Below are 17557 nucleotides of genomic sequence, written 5' to 3'. Positions count from 1 at the left end.
ATGGAAAAAAATTCTCATAAATTAGCTTATATTTTACCTAATTTATTTACAGCAGCATCTATATTTTTAGGCGTTTTAAGTATTTTAGCGTCTATTAAAGGCGATTATGATAAAGCTATGATTTTAATTATAGTAAGTTTGATTTGTGATGGCCTTGATGGTCGTGTGGCAAGACTTACAAATACAGCTTCAAAATTTGGAGTAGAATTTGATAGTTTAGCTGATATTATTGCTTTTGGAGTTGCACCTGCAGTACTATTTTATTTTAATTTAGGTCAAGAGTATGGAAGACTTGGTTCTCTTGCTATGGCTGTTTTTATAATATTTGGTGCAATTCGCTTAGCTAGATTTAATGTTACAACAGGCACATATGACCCAAGAGTTTTTATAGGTCTTCCAATTCCAACGGCTGCGGTTGTTTTAGGTATTTGGGTTGTGTTTTATAAACACCATTTTGATAATAATTCATTTATAGAAATTTTTATTATATTTCTTACGTTTTTATTGTCATTTTTGATGGTGAGCAATGTAAGGTATCCAAGTTTTAAAAAGATAGAATTTCAAAAAGCAAATATTTTAAAAGCTTTAGTAATTTTAATTTTTATTTGTTCTCTTATATATTTACGTCCTTTAGAGATTTTTACTTTAATAATGAGTGCTTATGTTATTTATGGTTTATCAAGAGCGATTTATAATTTATATATAAAAAAGATTAAAAAAGTAGGATAAATATGTTGGATAATAGTAGCGTAGCAGTATTTATAGATGCAGAAAATATACCTGCAAAATATGCTAGAGAAATATTTGACTACGCTTCTAATTATGGAAATGTTATTATTAAAAGAATATATGCTGATTGGAGTAAAGAAAATATTCAAAATTGGCGTGAAAAAATATTTGATTATGGCATTATTGCAATGCAGCAATTTTCTACTTCATCGGGTAAAAACTCATCTGATATGTATCTTACAACCGAAGCTTTAAGCATATTTTATGAAAAACAAATAGATGTTTTTGTTATAGTTTCAGGTGATAGTGATTATACGAGTTTGGCTCAAAAATTAAGAGAAAACAAAAAATTAGTAATTGGAATAGGGACTAATAAATCTTTAAAATCATATGTAAATTCATTTAATGAGTTTTTTTATTTGGATAATGAAAAAGTTAAAAGTAATGATAAAGACAGATTAAAAGCAATTCCAAAAGAGCAATTAAAAGAATTAGAGCAAATAATAGATAATTTAATTGATGAAAAAACTAGAGCAGAATATGCAGTAATAAATACATATATGCAGAAAAAATATTCTGATTTTCACGCTAAAAATTATGGTTTTAGTAGTTTTAGACAATTAATTGAGAATTTTATTTTAAAGCATAAGGAATATCAAGAAAAAGTATCTGATGATAGATGTACTTATTATCTTGTGAAAAATTCTACACTCCTTCGCCCAAACAAGGGCGATATAGACTAAAAATTTATTAATAATACATATACTAACAATACATTAAATTAAAGGAAAGAAAAAAATGAGTGAAAGAATTATAATATTTGATACAACTTTAAGAGATGGTGAGCAAAGTCCAGGTGCTTCAATGAATACAGAAGAAAAAATCCAAATTGCTTTAGCGCTTGAGCGTTTGGGTGTTGATGTTATGGAAGTAGGGTTTGCAGCATCTAGTCCAGGAGATTACGAAGCGATTAATAAAATTGCGCAAATTATTAAAAACTCAAGCGTTTGTTCTCTTGCAAGATGTGTAGAAAACGACATTATTCAAGCAGGTAAAGCGCTTGAGCCAGCAGCTAAAAAACGCATTCATACATTCATTGCAACAAGCCCAATTCATATGGAATACAAGCTTAAAAAAACTCCAGCAGAAGTTTTAGCAACTGCAGTTAAGAATGTAAAATTAGCTAAGAGTTTATGTGATGATGTTGAGTTTTCTTGTGAAGACGCTTTAAGAAGTGATGTAAATTTTTTAAAAGAAATGGCTGATGCAGTTTATGAAGCAGGTGCAAGGACATTTAATATCCCTGATACTGTTGGATATAGATTACCTGATGAGATTTATAAGGTATTTAAAGAAATTAGCGATTATACAAAAGGAAGACTTATAGTATCAGCACACAATCACAATGATTTAGGTTTAGCTACTGCAAACACACTTGCTGCTATTAAAGGTGGTGCTAGACAAATTGAAGTAACTCTAAACGGCTTAGGTGAGCGTGCAGGAAACGCTGCTTTAGAAGAAGTTGTGATGGCTTTAAAGGTTAGAGCTGATGAATTAGGCGAGTTTTATACCACAATTAATCATAAAGAAATTTATCCATCAAGTAGATTATTATCAAACATAATCGGTGTAAATCCACAACCAAATAAAGCAATAGTAGGTAAAAATGCCTTTTCTCACGAAAGTGGAATTCATCAAGATGGCGTGTTAAAACACCCTGAAACTTATGAGATTATGAAAGCTAGTGATATAGGCTTAGTTCAAGATAATTTAGTTTTAGGAAAACATAGTGGAAGAGCAGCGTTTAATGATAAATTAAAATCTCTTGGCTTTACATTAGATACTGATGAGTTAAATCGTGCATTTGCAGAGTTTAAAGACCTTTGCGATAAGAAAAAAGAAGTATTTGATGAGGATTTAATAGCAATAGTGGCTGCTGATAAGATTAAAATAGAAGAGAAATTTAAGCTTATAAATCTTCAAGTAAGCGATTGTTCATCAGCACTTGCGACTGCTGCTGTTACTATGGAGTGCGATGGAGAAATATTTAGCGAAGCAGCTATTGGAGATGGTGTAATTGATGCGGTATTTAAAGTAATTGATAGAGCTAGTAAGGTAAATGGTAGCTTGCTTGATTATAAGGTTGATGCGGTCAGTAAAGGTAAAGATGCTTTAGCTCAAGTTAGTGTAAAAGTTAGCTTTGAAGGTCAGCGTGCAATCATTGGTCACGGGCTTGACCTTGATACTATGAAAGCTAGTGCTAAGGCATATTTAGGTGCATTAAATAGCTATATTTCAATGAACAAATGATGAAAAAAGTTATAGAATTTGTAACGGAATTTAATAAGTTTGCTAAGGATAATTCCTTAGCACTTATAGAATTAGAACAAGCAAATTTTATAGCTAGTGCAAAAGACACTTTAAATCTTAGTAATATTGTAAAAAATATTATTTCTATTAAATTTTATAACCTTTATAAAGGAATAATTTTTTCTGATTTAGATTTATTTGTAGATAGAATACAAATATCACAATTTAGCCTAATTGATAAAAAACATATGTTGCTTTTATTAATAGCTAGTAGAAGTGAAAAATACGCTCAAACTCTAACCAGTAGTTTAAGAGAAGATGAAAGAAAATTTCTTAATACTTATCTTAAAAAAACTAAGGAATTTGTAAATTATGTATTGGATAAAAACAATAAAGACGAAATAGCTTTATTTTTATATGATTTAAATTCTTTTAGAAAATACTTAAAAAAAGATGAATTTTTAATGCCTACGAAAATTTCTAATGCTTTTAATTGGGTTAAAAAAATTGATGATAAAAATATTTTAGATGAATTAGAAAATAGTAAAAAATCATTATTTTTATCAAGAAGAAAATATTATGATAAATTAAATATATATGAAGATGTTGTGAAAGATTATAAAAAATATGAAAAAAAATTAGATTTAATTATTAAAGAGTTTAAATCAAATTCTAATTTATAAATTAAGTAAAATTCAAATATACTAAAAGTTCTTTATTATTATGATTTTTTATACTAAAAGTATTGCCTAATGCTTCGTTTAAAGTCCCACTATTTAGATATTTAAAATTAAAATTATTTAGCTCATATTTAAGGTTTTGTGAGCTAAATTTAGCTCTTTTATCAAGGCAAAATAATGATATTTGCTGACCTTTATAAGAATTAGCAGTAAAATCAGTATTTTTTATAAAAAATTCCCCGTAATTTGTGATTAGTTTTAGATTTATTGTCTTATTAAAGCGATTTTTTAATTTAAAATATTGAAATAATAAAGCTATATTTGCTATAAAATGATCATCTCTTTTGCCCCCAGCACCAAGGATAAAAATATCACTAAAATCCATTGATAAAGCGTATTTATAGGCTTTTGTTAAGTCATTTGTGTTTTGATTTTTTACTTTAATTATTTTTGCTTTTGTTTTTAGATTTTGAAAACTATCTAAATCCCCAATAATTACATTAGGCTCATAATTATTAGCCAAAAGCAAATTAGCAGCCCCATCACAAGCTATTAAAAAATCAGCATTTTTTAGATAATTTAAGGTTATTTTATTAGTACAAAACTCCCCATTAGCCATAATCACGCAAGTCATTTTAAATCCTTTTTCCAAGAAAATAAGTAAATAATACCTAAGATAAAAAACAAAATCATAAGCATTAATACAGCTAAATTAGAACTATCTTCAATGTAAAGAATAGTCCAAATATAAATAGAAGCAATGTTTGAAATACTTATATAAATATAATGATTTATTATTTTTTTTAGACTTAAAATAGTTGCTATAAGCCCACTTGAGAATATAAAGCTTTCAAGATAAATAAATCTTGATTCTAAATTCTGTAAATAAAAAGAATAAAAATAAGCAATAATAAAAATTGCTATATAAATTAATATAAAATTTTTCAAGCTTAAAGTCTTAATTAAAGTATTTTTATTCCAATAAAAATAGCCATAAATCATCATAGGAAAATAGCATAATAAATACAAAAATACTTCTCCAAAAAGTCTATTTATATAAGCAATATAAGCATAAATTAAAGCATTAAATACACCTACAATAAAGCATAATTTATTTTTTACTCCCATTAATAATACATATAAAATTCCAGTAAAAAGGGCAAAAAAGTTTAAAACATTCGAATTGGTAAAATAAGCAAAAGCTAAACTAAAAATAAGCGAAGTTAAAAATAATCTCATAATATCTCCTTAATCAGCATTACCTGTCCAAGTTCAATGGGTTTAATCTCAGCTAAAAGCACCCCAAAAAAATCTTATTATAATTATAAAAATTAATAATCTTATTAATCAATTTGTTTTATAATCACAGCTTTTAATTTACACCAATTTGGAGGTCAAAATGGCTTTGGATTCGGCAAGAAAAGCTGAAATTATCAGCAAATATGCAAGATTTGGTGGCGACACAGGTTCGTCTGAAGTTCAAATTGCTTTACTTACAGAAAGAATTGCAATATTAACAGAACACTTAAAAGTATTTAAAAAAGACTTTTCATCAAGACTAGGACTACTTAAATTAGTTGGTCAAAGAAAAAGACTTTTAAAATATTTAAAAGCTACAAAATACGATGTTTATGTTAAATTAATTAACGAATTAAACATTAGAGATAAATAATTCTTAGCCCCTTTTTGGGGCAAAATACTATGATTTTATACGATAATTTAGAAGAAATTACCTACCTTGAAAAACTAGCAAATTATCTAAGCTCTAAAGATATTGAGCTTGTTTTAACCAATAATGATGAAATGCAAGAAATCAATAAAAATACAAGAAATATTGATAAAACTACTGATGTTTTAAGTTTTCCACACGATAATTCTTTTTTATATACTAATTTTTTAGGCTCATTAGTTATTAATACCGAACTAGCAAAAACTAAAGCTTGTGAATTAGGGCATAGTTTAGAAGATGAAATATCTTTATTATTTATTCATGGAATGTTACATTTATTAGGGTATGACCACGAAATAGATAATGGCGAAATGAGAGCAAAAGAGATTGAGCTAATAAAAGAATTTAATTTACCAACAAGCCTTATAGTAAGAACTTTAGATTAAATCTTTTTATGTAGAATGATAACTATTTTATTTTTTAAAAGGATATTCTATGGAACAAAATGCTTTAGTTCAATTTTTACCATTAATCGTATTATTTGCGATTTTTTATTTTTTAATTATTCGCCCACAACAAAAACAAGCAAAAGCACATAAAGAAATGCTAAATTCACTTACTAAAGGTGATAAAATAGTTACCAATGGTGGTTTAATTGTTGAAGTTGTAAAAGCTGAAGATGATTATTTAAAAATTAGATTAAATGATGATGTTGTTGCTAAATTAGATAAAAATTTTGTAGCTAGAAAAGTAGAAAACACAAATAATTCGGAAGCAACAAAATAATGCGTAATCAAAAAACAAAAAGTATCACATATCGTTTTTATGTTTTAGTTTTTGTTACACTTTTTGGCATATTTTTAAGTGTGCCAAGCTTTTTTTCTATAAATGGTCCTAAGATTAATTTAGGGCTTGATTTACAAGGCGGACTTCATATGCTTTTAGGTGTAGAAACCAATGAAGCTATAAAGTCTAAAGTAAAATCAATCGCTTCAAGTATTAATTATTCTTTTAATAAAGAAAATATTTTAACTGATGGATTTAAAAGTAATGATGGTGTAATACATTTTGAACTACTAGATAAAGATGATACTGCTAAAGTAGATAAAATAATTAAAGAACTAAAAGGCTTAAAAGTTAGTGTTAATAATTCTTTTTATGAGATTACTTTAACACCTGAAGAAGAAGTTCAAACTGCTAAATTTGCAATAGATCAAGCTGTAGAAACTATTAGAAATAGACTTGATTTATTTGGACTTTCAGAGCCAACTGTTGCTAAACAAGGTGAAGATAAAATCTTGGTTGAAATTCCAGGCGTAAAAACTGCTGAAGATGAGCAAAGAGCTAAAGATTTAATAGCTAAAGCTGCACATTTACAACTGATGGAAGTAGATAGAGCTAAGGCTGATCAAGGCAATATGTTAAGTCCTGAAGAAGCAGCAAGTTATGGAGATATTATTTTACCTGATGTAAAAGATAAAAATATTAAATATGTTTTAAAAGAATTACCTATTTTAGATGGCTCTATGTTAATTGATGCTAGAGTAGGATTTTCTGATAAAACTGCTCAACCTGTTATTAATTTTACACTTAATTCAGAAGGTGCAAAAATATTTGGAGATTTCACAGGTAAAAAAGTAGGTCATCAATTAGCAATAGTTTTAGATGGTAAGGTATATTCAGCTCCTAGAATTAATGAAAGAATAGGTGGTGGTAGCGGACAAATTAGTGGGAATTTCAGTGTTGAAGAAGCACACGATTTAGCTATTGCACTAAGAAGTGGGGCTTTATTAGCACCTGTTAAATTACTTGAAAAAAGAAGCGTAGGACCAAGTTTGGGTGCTGATAGTATCGAGCAAAGTTTAGTTGCACTTTTAGGTGTATTTTTGATGATTGTTGTTTTTATGGGAGTTTATTACGGAATTAGTGGTTTGTTTGCAAATATTGCTCTAATTTCTAATATATTCTTATTAGTAGCAGTAATGGCACTTTTTGGAGCAACGCTTACTCTTCCTGGTATGGCTGGGATTGTTCTAACCGTCGGTATGGCTGTAGATGCGAATGTTATTATTAATGAGCGTATTAGAGAGCTTATAAGAGATGGCGTTAATTTAAGAGATGCTATAAATAATGGTTATCATAACGCAATGAGTGCGATTTTAGATAGTAATCTAACTACTTTAATTACAAGTGCTGCATTATATGCTTATGGAACTGGTGCTATTAAAGGATTTGCTGTTACTATGAGTATAGGAATAATTGCATCAATGATAACAGCAATTATAGGAACTCATGCTTTATTTGATTTGTTTGCTAATAGAATTGAAAAAAGTGGCAATACAAGACTTTGGTTTGGTTATAGGAGAGTGTGATGCAAGTATTTTCTAGTAAAAAAATATATGATTTTATGAGGCTTAGATTTGCATCTATTGGCTTATCTTTTGTTTTAGTTATTGGCTCTATTATTTTATTATTTACACAAGGTCTAAATTACGGAATTGATTTTAGTGGTGGGACTTTAGTTCAGATAAAATATACTAATAAAAATGCTCCTTTAGATGATATTCGTAATATTTTAAATCAAAATGAAGCTTTAAAAGGTGCTAGCGTTACGGAATTTGGAAGTAGTGATGAAGTAGTAATTAGATTTTCAAGTTCAAGTGATAGTTTAGGTAAAGATGTAGGAGATACTATTGTAAAAATGTTATCTTCAACAGGTGATATTGAGCTAAGAAGAGTTGATATTGTTGGACCAAAAGTTGGTGGAGAATTAAGACAAAAAGGTTTAATGGCTATTTTGGTATCTTTTGCACTTATTTTAGTGTATATAGCTATTAGGTTTGAATGGCGTTTTGCTATGGCTGCAATTATTAGTGAAATTCACGATATTGTAATAGTTATTGGAGCGATTTCTCTTTTTCAAATTGATGTTAATCTTGATACTTTAGCAGCTATTTTAACCGTTTTAGGCTATTCACTAAATGATACAATTATTATTTTTGATAGAATTCGTGAAAGCATAAAAGAGAGTAAAAGCACTAATTTAGGTAGTATTATTAACGAAAGCGTATCAGCAACTCTATCAAGAACAACTCTTACATCAGGAACAACACTCTTTACGGTTTTAATTTTGTTTTTTTATGGTGGAGATATGATACACGGCTTTTCTCTTGCTTTAATAGTTGGGGTTATTGCAGGAACTTTAAGTTCAATTTTTGTAGCAAGCCCACTTTTAATGTGGTTTAATTTTAGCGTTAGTAATTATAGAACTAAAGAGCTTGATAAAATCAAGAAAAAAGAAGAAAAAGAACGCCTAAGAGCAATGTATGAAAAAGGACAATTATAATGGATTTTGGAAGAGTAATTCATATATTCTTTACATTGATGAGCTTAACTACAACGGCTGGCTTTTTATATTATCAAAGCCCTGTGGCATTATTTATAGCAGCTAGCATTAATTTGGTTTCAACACTTTTAAAAATTGGTGTTAGAAATATTTTAAGCACAGAGATTTTTGCAAGTTCACTTGTAACTGATGTGCATTTAATAATAGCTTTTGTTTTAACTCAAATTTATGGAACTAGTATGAGTGATTTGGTATATAGTATGACAATAGGTGCTGTAATATCAAATATATTTACACTTATTTTAGTATTGATTGAAGCTATTAAAAATAAAGATGAATTTTAAGGACTAATTTATGTATAACGCAAAAGAAGTTGAGAAAAAATGGCAAGAAATTTGGGATAAAGAGAATTATTACGAACCTAGTAATGATTTTAGTAAAGAAAAAAAATATATATTATCAATGTTTCCATACCCAAGTGGTAAAATCCATATGGGACATGTAAGAAACTATGCAATAGGTGATGCTTTAGCAAGACGCTTTAGAACTATGGGCTATAATGTTTTACACCCACTAGGGTTTGATAGTTTTGGTATGCCTGCTGAAAATGCTGCTATAAAATATGGGCTTCATCCTAAAAAATGGACTTATGAAAATATTGATTATATGAAAAAAGAGCTTTATTCTTTAGGTTTTTCGTTTTCTAAGACAAGATTGCTTGCTACAAGTGATGAGATTTATACTAAATTTGAGCAAGAAATTTTTGCAAAAATGTATGAAGCAGGTCTAATTTATACAAAAAAAGCTAATGTAAATTGGTGTGATAATGATAAAACCGTTTTAGCAAACGAACAAGTTGAAGATGGCAAATGCTGGAGATGTGGTCATGAAGTAGAGCAAAAATCTATGAATGGCTATTATGTAAGAATTACAAAATATGCTGAAGAATTATTAAAAGATTTAAAATATTTAGAAGATAAATGGCCAAATCAAGTTTTAACAATGCAAGAAAATTGGATAGGCAAAAGCGATGGATTGGAATTTGAATTAGATGTATCAAGTTCTAATAAAGATTTAGATGGATTAAAATTCAGTGTATTTACAACCCGTGCTGATACGATTTTTGGACTTTCTTATTTTGCTTTAGCACCTGAACATGAAATTACTAAAAAAGTTTTAGAAACTAATTTAATAAGTGAAAATGATAAAGACAAAATTAAAGCTATGCAAAATATGAGTGCTAAAAATAGAGCTCAAAGTGAAAAAGAAGGCGTATTTTTAGGTATTTATGCAATTCATCCAATAACTAAAGAAAAATTACCTGTATGGGTAGCAAATTTCGTTTTAGCTGATTATGGTAGTGGTGCTGTTATGGCAGTTCCAGCTCACGATGAAAGAGATTTTGAGTTTGCTAAAAAATATAATTTAAATATAAAATATGTAATAAATGGCGAAAATAAAAAAGATAATGAACCTTTTACTGAATATGGAATTTTATTTGATAGTGCAGAATTTAGTGGCTTAGATAGTGCTAGTGCTAGAATTGCGATTGCTAAAGAATTTGAAAATAGAAAAATCGGTAAAAGTATAATCAATTATAAATTAAGAGATTGGGGTATATCTCGTCAAAGATATTGGGGAGCTCCTATTCCGATTGTTAAATGCGATACTTGTGGAAGTGTAGTTGAGAATAATTTACCAGTGGCTTTACCTGAAGATGTAGTAATTGATGGAGAAGGAAATCCACTTGAAAAACACCCTACATTTAAACAATGTAAATGCCCTAAATGTGGAAAAGACGCAATTAGAGAGAGCGATACAATGGATACATTTTTCCAAAGCTCTTGGTATTTTGCAAGATTTGCAAGTAATCCTAGCAATTGGAATACAAAAGCAATTGATGATGAAGCAAAATATTGGATGAATGTAGATCAATATATTGGCGGTATTGAACACGCGATTTTACACTTATTATATGCTAGATTTTTCCAAAAAGCTTTAAGGGATTTAGGATATTTAAATGTAGATGAGCCGTTTGAACGCTTACTTACTCAAGGTATGGTTTTAAAAGATGGTGCTAAGATGAGTAAAAGCAAGGGTAATACGGTTGATCCTGATGATATTATTAAAAATTACGGAGCTGATACTGCAAGACTTTTCATACTTTTTGCTGCACCACCTCAAAAAGAATTAGAATGGAATGATAGTGCGGTTGAAGGTGCTTATAGATTTTTAAATAGACTTTATGATAAGGCTTTAGGGATTAATGTAGTTGATTTTAGTAATATAAATCACGCAAATCTTAGTAAAGATGATAAATTAGCAAGACTTAAAGTATATGAAGCTTTAAAAAAGGCTGATGATGTATTTAATAAAACTTACGCATTTAATACATTAATAGCTGCTTGTATGGAAGGCTTAAATGCTTTAAATAACGCAAGTAGTGATGAAGTTTTAAGTGAAGGTTTTGCAATAATTTTAAGCATACTTGACCCAATTATCCCACATTTAGCAAGTGAGTTAAGTGAGAAATTATTTAATAGAACAAATATTAAAACTTATGAATTAAAAGAAGAAGTATTTGTAAGCGATACAATAAAACTTGGAATTAGTATTAATGGTAAAAATAGAGCAGAGATTGAAGTTGATGCAAATGCTAATCAAGATGAAATTATCAAAATAGCAAAAGATAAAGCAGCTAAATGGCTAGAAGATAAGATTATCGTAAAAGAAATTTATATTCCTAATAAATTAGTAAATATTGTAATTAAATGAAAAAAATACTTTTAAGTTTTACATTATTTTTTTGTGCTTGTGGCTATGCACCTTTGAATGTAGCCACTAGCAAAATGTTAGGCGAAAGTGTCAATGTAATTACTATTATAAATAAGGCTGAACCTAAAGATAGTATTACTTTAAATGATAATTTTACGAATTATGTAGAACATTATATGCATAAAAGTGTTAGTAAAACTGCAGATAGTAAGATTATTTTAAGAATTCTTAGTAGTGAATTTATACCTTTATATTATGATGAATTTGGATACGCTAAGAGTTATAAAGCTATTATTAGATTAGAATTTAATGTAACTTTTCAAGATGAAACAACTAAAAAAATTATAACTTCAGGCGAGCATATTTTTAATACAAATACAATTAGTGTTTTAAGTGATGAGCAAAAAAGTAGAGCTATTAATTTAGCTAGCCAAAAGGCGTTTAACGAATTTGCTTTAAGAATTATTATGTAGTTAATAATTAATTTTGTTTTGTTAGTATTAAGAAAAAATTTTAAAGAGAAAAAATGTCTATTAATATTAATGTGATTGCTAAAGAAACAATTGTAGAACTTACCAAAAGGAACTTATTATTAACTCCTGAAAATTATTCAGAAGTTTTTGATGAGATTGCTAAAAAGTATGGAAGAACAACTCAAAATATTGATAAAATTCAAGGGTATATTTCTAAATTAAATCCCACATTAGCTCAAGATGTAAAAGGAAGAAATGTAAAAAGCTTAGAAGAATTAGTAGTATTTTTAATCTCTAAAGCTAATGGTATAAAAGAAGATAATAGTGATAAAAAGCTCATAATAAACTATAATATAATTTGTAAAAAATTATTAAAAATATTATCAAATTTACCAAATAAATCAACTAAAACTCTTAGTGAAGAAGCTTTAAATAAATTAAATAATTCAAGTCTAAAAACATTAGAAGAATTAAAAAAAGATTGGATTAGGGTAGATGATGATTTATTAGAACTTAATAATAAAATTCAACATTTAGGATTAAACTCAAGAGATGATTTTTTAGAAATTTTAGATGAATTATCTTTAAAAATTGAAAGAAATAATTCTAATGCAGTGTGTGAAAATTTAGCTCCATCTGTGGCTTATTCTTTAACTCCATCAATTGCTAATTATGTAAATGATGAAATCAATCAGTTTTGTGAGAGTATAAATGCAGAACCGCAAATATTAGGCGTAAAGCAAATTACAGAGCAATTTAGAAATCTAGTTAAAAAAAGAATAGATATTGATAGAGCAGAAATTTCAAGTTCAAATAAAGTTTTAAATGATGTTTTGGAGCAAATTAGCGATAAGATTGTAAGTATTCTTAGTATGGCTACAAATTCTCAACAAAAAGTTCAAGAAATTAAAAAAGAAATTGAAAGTATTAAAGCTGAAGATGAAGCTATGCAGACTATTAAAGCAAGATTGATAGCTATAGTTGCTATGTTTGAAAAAGAAATAATAGATTTAAAAGAAAAAACAAAATTAGATGCCGATACTTTAGGTGATCTTAAAATTAAAGTTCAAGGATTAGAGCAAGAAATTAACAAACTAAGAGAAGAAACTCAAGTAGATTTTCTAACTCAACTTGCAAATAAGCGTCAATTAGAAGAACAATTAAAATTAGCTGAAGAATCTTATGAAAGATATAATATAAATTATTCAATAGCATTTTTTGATATTGACCATTTTAAGTTTATAAATGATACCTATGGACACGCAGCAGGAGATACTATACTTGCTAATTTAGGAAATATTATTTTAAATAACATTAGAAAATTAGATTGTGCGGGAAGATATGGTGGGGAAGAATTTATGGTAATTCTTCCACATTCATCAATTGATGATGCAGTAAAATTTGCTGAAAAAATTAGAGTTTTAGTATCAGAGCAAAAGTTTTTATGTAAAGGTAAGACTATTAGTATAAAAGTAAGCGGTGGGGTTAGTGATAGAAGAAGCTATGAGACCCAAGAGCAATTTATTGAAGCTGTTGATAAATTATTATACGCAGCAAAAAATGCAGGTAGAAATAATATAAAAAGTGCAAGTAGAAAATAAACTTTCAAATTATTTAGATAATTTAGCGGAATTTTACGAGAAATTTGACCTTTTTAAGGCTCATAGATTTAAGCATTTGCTAAATTATGATTTTGATACAAAAGTAGTGCAAATTTTAGGCACTAATGGTAAAGGTAGTACGGGAAGATACCTTGCTTTAATGCTTAGTGATAGCGGGTATAAAGTAGGGCATTTTATAAGTCCACATATATTTTCTTATAAAGAAAGATTTAGTATATTTCAAAATCAAGTTATGCAAGATATTGATTTAGACATAGCTCATAATATTTTGCAAGATAAATTAAAAAAGCTTAATTTAAAAGAAAATCTTAGTTATTTTGAATATTTATGTTTTTTATCACCTATTGTTTTTAGTGAGTGTGATTATGTAATTTTTGAAGCTGGACTTGGTGGAGAATACGATGCTACAAGTATTTTTAAAAGAGATTTATGTGTATTTACTCCGATTAGTATTGACCATGCTGATATTTTAGGTTCTAATTTAGATGATATTTTTAGAACTAAAATTAAAGCAATGTGTGGTGTTAATATTTTTGCTAATAAAAATGAGATGATATTAAAAGCGGCCATTCAAAAAGGAGTTAAGGCTAGTTTTTTGAGTGCTGATTATTCAAAATTATGCCTTGATGAAAATGAGTTTTTAAAACATAATTTTAGCTTAGCTCAACTTGCATATTTTGAGTTAGAAAAACATTTTTATATAGGTAAAGCAATTAAATTAGATTTAAGAGCAAGATGTGAAAAATTAGCAAGTAATTTAATAATAGATGTAGGGCATAACGCTGCAGCTGCAAAGAATTTAAATCAAGAAATTAAAAAACAATTCCCAACTAAAGTTAGTTTAATTGCTAATTTTTTTGCTAATAAAGATGTAAAAGATATTTTAAGTATTTTAAAGCCAAGTATTAATGAAGTTTTGGTTTTTAACTATGAAAGCGAACATAGAGCCTTAGCAAATGTTAAAGAGATTTGCAAAGAATTAGATATTAAATGTAGTGATTTTAGTGATTTTGATACAGATAAAAATTATGCAGTTTTTGGCTCTTTTATGCTAGTAGAAAGGTTTTTGAGATTTTATGCAAGCAAATCTTTATGAGTATTTAATAAATAATAAAAATTATGCAAAAATTATTATATGTGAAGACTTAAACGAAGCAAAATCTTTATCAAATGTAGCTTTATATTTAGGGATAAATAGTTTTATTTTACCTGATTTTAGAGCAGAGATTAATGACGATTTACGCTCGTTTTCTATGGAATTATTTGATATTTCAAAAGTTTTAAGTGATTATTATGATTATCAAGATAAAAAGATTTTAATAATACCTATTAATACTATTAAAAAACCACTTCCAAGTAAAGATGATTTAAAGTGTTTAAAGATTGAATTTGGCGATAGGATTAATTTAAATTCTTTAGCAAAAGAGCTTTTAAGGTTAAATTATAATTTAGTTGATATGGTTCAAAGTCCAGGAGAATTTAGTATAGGTCATGAAAAAATTGATATTTTTTCATTGAAATATGAAAATCCAATTAGAATAGTTTTATTTGATGATGAAGTAGAAAGTATTAAATATTTTGATGCAAGTTCTGGACTTAGCTATAAAGAAGAGTGTGAATATTGTGATATTTTGCCGTTAATTTCATATGTAAGCGAAGAAAAATACGAAGAAATCAAAGAAAGTATTTTAAATAATGATGATTTAAATGAATACGAAAGTGTATTTTATTGGCATTTAAAGCTTAGTAATTATTTAGAGTTTTCTTATGTTTGCACGAAAGAATTTGAATTAGGAAATATAATTTCTAAAGCTAAAAAATATAGCGATATGGTGTTTAATCCTAGCAATGATTTTTTCAAATTAAACTCAAATAAAAAGATAAAATTACTAGCTAGTAACGAGAATAAATTCTTAGATTATAAATTAGGTGAAAATGTAGAAAAAATCATCTCAAATGCAGTTTTAAATATTCAAAGCGATGATGAATTAATATTAAGTCTTAATAAATATTATAAAAAAGAGAAAAAATATAAATCAAGCATAGTTTTAGATGAGCTTATAAAAAATGATTATGTAGTTCATGAGCGATACGGCGTAGGTAGATTTTTAGGATTAGAATTAATAGAAAATGAAGGAAAAAAGCAAGAATTTATTGTGATTGAATATCAAAATGAAAATAAATTGCTACTTCCAACTAGCTCACTTTATTTGCTTGATAAATATATTTCAAGTTCAATTCCTGAACTTGATAAATTAGGCAAAAATACTTTTGTAAAACTCAAAGAAAAACTTAAAACTAAATTATTAGCAATTGCAGGTGCTATTACTGAACTAGCAGCAAAAAGGCAGTTAATTGTAACAAAGGCTATTAAAAAACCACTTGATTATGAGATATTTAAGGCTAAAGCAGGATTTGTTTTAACAAGTGATCAAGAAAAAGCAGTTAATGATATTTTTGAAGAGATAAGCAAATGCACTCCTATGGATAGATTACTTAGTGCTGATGTTGGTTTTGGTAAAACCGAAGTCGCAATGCACGCAATTTTTGCCTGTGTTAAAAATGGTTTAAATGCCTTATTTTTTGTCCCGACTACACTTTTATGCTCTCAACATTATAAAACACTTAAAAATCGTTTAGAGCCTTTTGGAATTCAAGTTTTTAGACTTGATAGATTTTCTAATACTAAAAAAGCTATTATGAATACAAAAGAGCCAAAGGTTATTATAGGAACTCACGCTTTACTTAGCTTAGCAATTGATGATGTTGGGCTAATCGTAATTGATGAAGAGCATAAATTTGGCGTAAAGCAAAAAGAAAAATTAAAAGATATAAGTATAAAAGCTCATCAATTAAGTATGAGTGCTACTCCAATCCCAAGAACGCTTAATCAAGCTTTAAGCACACTTAAGACTTATTCTCAAATTCTAACTCCGCCTAATGATAGATTAGATGTAAGAACTTTTGTAAAAACTTATGATGACGCTTTAATTAAAGAAATCATAGCAAGAGAGCTTAGGCGTGGTGGGCAAGTATTTTACATACATAATCACATAGCTTCAATTGAACATAAAAAACGCTATTTAGAAGAGCTTTATCCAAAGCTTAGAATTTTAGTTTTACATTCAAAAATACCAGCAAATGAAGCTGAAGAAAAATTATTTGAATACGAAGAGAAAAAATATGATTTATTATTATGCACGAGCATTGTTGAAAGTGGAATTGACTTAGCAAATGCAAACACCATAATAGTAGAAAAATCAAATCATTTCGGCATAGCTGATTTGCACCAACTTCGTGGTAGAGTAGGTCGTAGCAAAATACAAGGATTTTGTTATTTTCTAGTTGATAACGAAGAAAGTGTTAGTGAAGATTCTAAGAAAAGATTATTAAGCTTAGCTAGTAATTCGTATTTAGGCAGTGGTAGCACTCTAGCTCAAATGGATTTAGAAATAAGAGGCGGTGGTAATTTATTAGGTGCTGAACAAAGCGGTCATATAGAACAACTTGGCTATGCACTTTATATTAAAATGCTAGAAGCTGAAATTAATCGACTAAGTAAAGGAAATATCACAAAAGAGATTAAATACGAGCAAAAATTATTAGTAAATGCTTATATAAGCGATTATTTAGTGCCTAATGATAAGCTAAGATTAAGCCTTTATAGAAAAATAAATGAGTGTGATAATTTAGCTAGTTTATCTACTATGCAAGATTCTTTTAACGATAGATTTGGCAAATGCGATAGCTATACAAGAAATTATTTTTCACTTATGGCAATTAAAATTTTATGTATTAAGCACGGATTTTGTGAAGTTAGTAATTATGAGCAAAATATAAAACTTTTAAAAGATAATGGTGAAAGAATTATTTTAAAAGCACCAAGCAAAAGCGATGATGATATAATAGATACTTTATTAAAATATTTAAATTCTTTATAAGAATTTAAATAT

17 protein-coding genes are annotated in these 17557 nt (G+C 27.8%); 15 read left to right on the top strand and 2 right to left on the bottom strand.

Annotated features, from left to right (window positions below; all coding sequences use genetic code 11):
- The 4 genes from pssA to AVBRAN9331_RS00650 are packed head-to-tail and all read left to right on the top strand — an operon-like array spanning position 1 to position 3722.
- On the top strand, positions 1-729 hold the full coding sequence (gene pssA, locus AVBRAN9331_RS00665; protein WP_214115871.1) for a CDP-diacylglycerol--serine O-phosphatidyltransferase: 729 nt from the start codon (positions 1-3) through the stop codon (positions 727-729).
- A 5-nt stretch (positions 730-734) separates the two neighbouring features.
- A complete protein-coding gene (locus AVBRAN9331_RS00660) occupies positions 735-1472 on the top strand; it encodes an NYN domain-containing protein (protein ID WP_239803716.1) in 738 nt (245 codons plus the stop codon).
- 55 nt (positions 1473-1527) lie between these two features.
- Positions 1528-3039, top strand: a complete 1512-nt coding sequence (locus tag AVBRAN9331_RS00655) for a 2-isopropylmalate synthase (RefSeq protein WP_214120014.1) — start codon at positions 1528-1530, stop codon at positions 3037-3039.
- Complete coding sequence (locus tag AVBRAN9331_RS00650) at positions 3039-3722, top strand: hypothetical protein (RefSeq protein WP_336612212.1); 684 nt, start codon at positions 3039-3041, stop codon at positions 3720-3722. The genes AVBRAN9331_RS00655 and AVBRAN9331_RS00650 overlap by 1 nt, the downstream gene beginning before the upstream one ends.
- Before the next feature lies 1 nt (position 3723).
- Here the strand turns inward: AVBRAN9331_RS00650 and AVBRAN9331_RS00645 are convergent, their stop codons facing one another.
- A complete protein-coding gene (locus AVBRAN9331_RS00645; protein WP_214150232.1) occupies positions 3724-4353 on the bottom strand; it encodes a thiamine diphosphokinase in 630 nt (209 codons plus the stop codon).
- Complete coding sequence (gene pnuC / locus AVBRAN9331_RS00640; protein ID WP_336606832.1) at positions 4350-4958, bottom strand: nicotinamide riboside transporter PnuC; 609 nt, start codon at positions 4956-4958, stop codon at positions 4350-4352. Before pnuC ends, AVBRAN9331_RS00645 begins: the two co-directional genes overlap by 4 nt.
- A 160-nt stretch (positions 4959-5118) precedes the next feature.
- Here pnuC and rpsO point away from each other — a divergent pair, with 160 nt between their 5' ends.
- The 11 genes from rpsO to AVBRAN9331_RS00585 are packed head-to-tail and all read left to right on the top strand — an operon-like array spanning position 5119 to position 17545.
- The gene (rpsO, locus tag AVBRAN9331_RS00635; RefSeq protein ID WP_214115856.1) at positions 5119-5391 is read left to right on the top strand and encodes a 30S ribosomal protein S15; all 273 of its coding nucleotides are present in this window, start codon (positions 5119-5121) and stop codon (positions 5389-5391) included.
- A 29-nt stretch (positions 5392-5420) separates the two neighbouring features.
- On the top strand, positions 5421-5834 hold the full coding sequence (gene ybeY, locus AVBRAN9331_RS00630) for an rRNA maturation RNase YbeY (protein ID WP_336612235.1): 414 nt from the start codon (positions 5421-5423) through the stop codon (positions 5832-5834).
- Between the two features lie 49 nt (positions 5835-5883).
- Positions 5884-6174, top strand: a complete 291-nt coding sequence (gene yajC, locus AVBRAN9331_RS00625) for a preprotein translocase subunit YajC (protein WP_214115855.1) — start codon at positions 5884-5886, stop codon at positions 6172-6174.
- Positions 6174-7760, top strand: a complete 1587-nt coding sequence (gene secD, locus AVBRAN9331_RS00620) for a protein translocase subunit SecD (protein ID WP_214115854.1) — start codon at positions 6174-6176, stop codon at positions 7758-7760. The genes yajC and secD overlap by 1 nt, the downstream gene beginning before the upstream one ends.
- A complete protein-coding gene (gene secF, locus AVBRAN9331_RS00615) occupies positions 7760-8734 on the top strand; it encodes a protein translocase subunit SecF (protein WP_214115853.1) in 975 nt (324 codons plus the stop codon). Before secD ends, secF begins: the two co-directional genes overlap by 1 nt.
- On the top strand, positions 8734-9078 hold the full coding sequence (locus AVBRAN9331_RS00610; RefSeq protein ID WP_214115852.1) for a DUF6394 family protein: 345 nt from the start codon (positions 8734-8736) through the stop codon (positions 9076-9078). Before secF ends, AVBRAN9331_RS00610 begins: the two co-directional genes overlap by 1 nt.
- 10 nt (positions 9079-9088) lie before the next feature.
- The gene (gene leuS, locus AVBRAN9331_RS00605) at positions 9089-11509 is read left to right on the top strand and encodes a leucine--tRNA ligase (protein WP_214115851.1); all 2421 of its coding nucleotides are present in this window, start codon (positions 9089-9091) and stop codon (positions 11507-11509) included.
- Positions 11506-11982: a hypothetical protein gene (locus AVBRAN9331_RS00600; protein WP_214115850.1), complete on the top strand. Its 477-nt coding sequence runs from the start codon at positions 11506-11508 to the stop codon at positions 11980-11982. Before leuS ends, AVBRAN9331_RS00600 begins: the two co-directional genes overlap by 4 nt.
- Before the next feature lie 53 nt (positions 11983-12035).
- Entirely contained in the window at positions 12036-13583 is a 1548-nt protein-coding gene (locus AVBRAN9331_RS00595) for a GGDEF domain-containing protein (protein WP_214115849.1), read from the top strand.
- Positions 13567-14700 carry a Mur ligase family protein gene (locus tag AVBRAN9331_RS00590; RefSeq protein ID WP_336612211.1) on the top strand — a complete coding sequence of 378 codons (1134 nt, stop codon included), beginning with the start codon at positions 13567-13569 and terminating at the stop codon, positions 14698-14700. Before AVBRAN9331_RS00595 ends, AVBRAN9331_RS00590 begins: the two co-directional genes overlap by 17 nt.
- Positions 14681-17545 (top strand): DEAD/DEAH box helicase, encoded by a 2865-nt coding sequence (locus AVBRAN9331_RS00585; RefSeq protein WP_336612210.1) that lies wholly within the window; start codon positions 14681-14683, stop codon positions 17543-17545. Before AVBRAN9331_RS00590 ends, AVBRAN9331_RS00585 begins: the two co-directional genes overlap by 20 nt.
- The last annotated feature ends 12 nt before the right edge of the window (positions 17546-17557 follow it).

Source organism: Campylobacter sp. RM9331 (assembly GCF_020137685.1).
Lineage (GTDB): Bacteria > Campylobacterota > Campylobacteria > Campylobacterales > Campylobacteraceae > Campylobacter_E.
The sequence above is the reverse complement of the archived record's forward strand: the minus strand, read 5'-3'. Positions and strand labels throughout refer to the sequence as shown.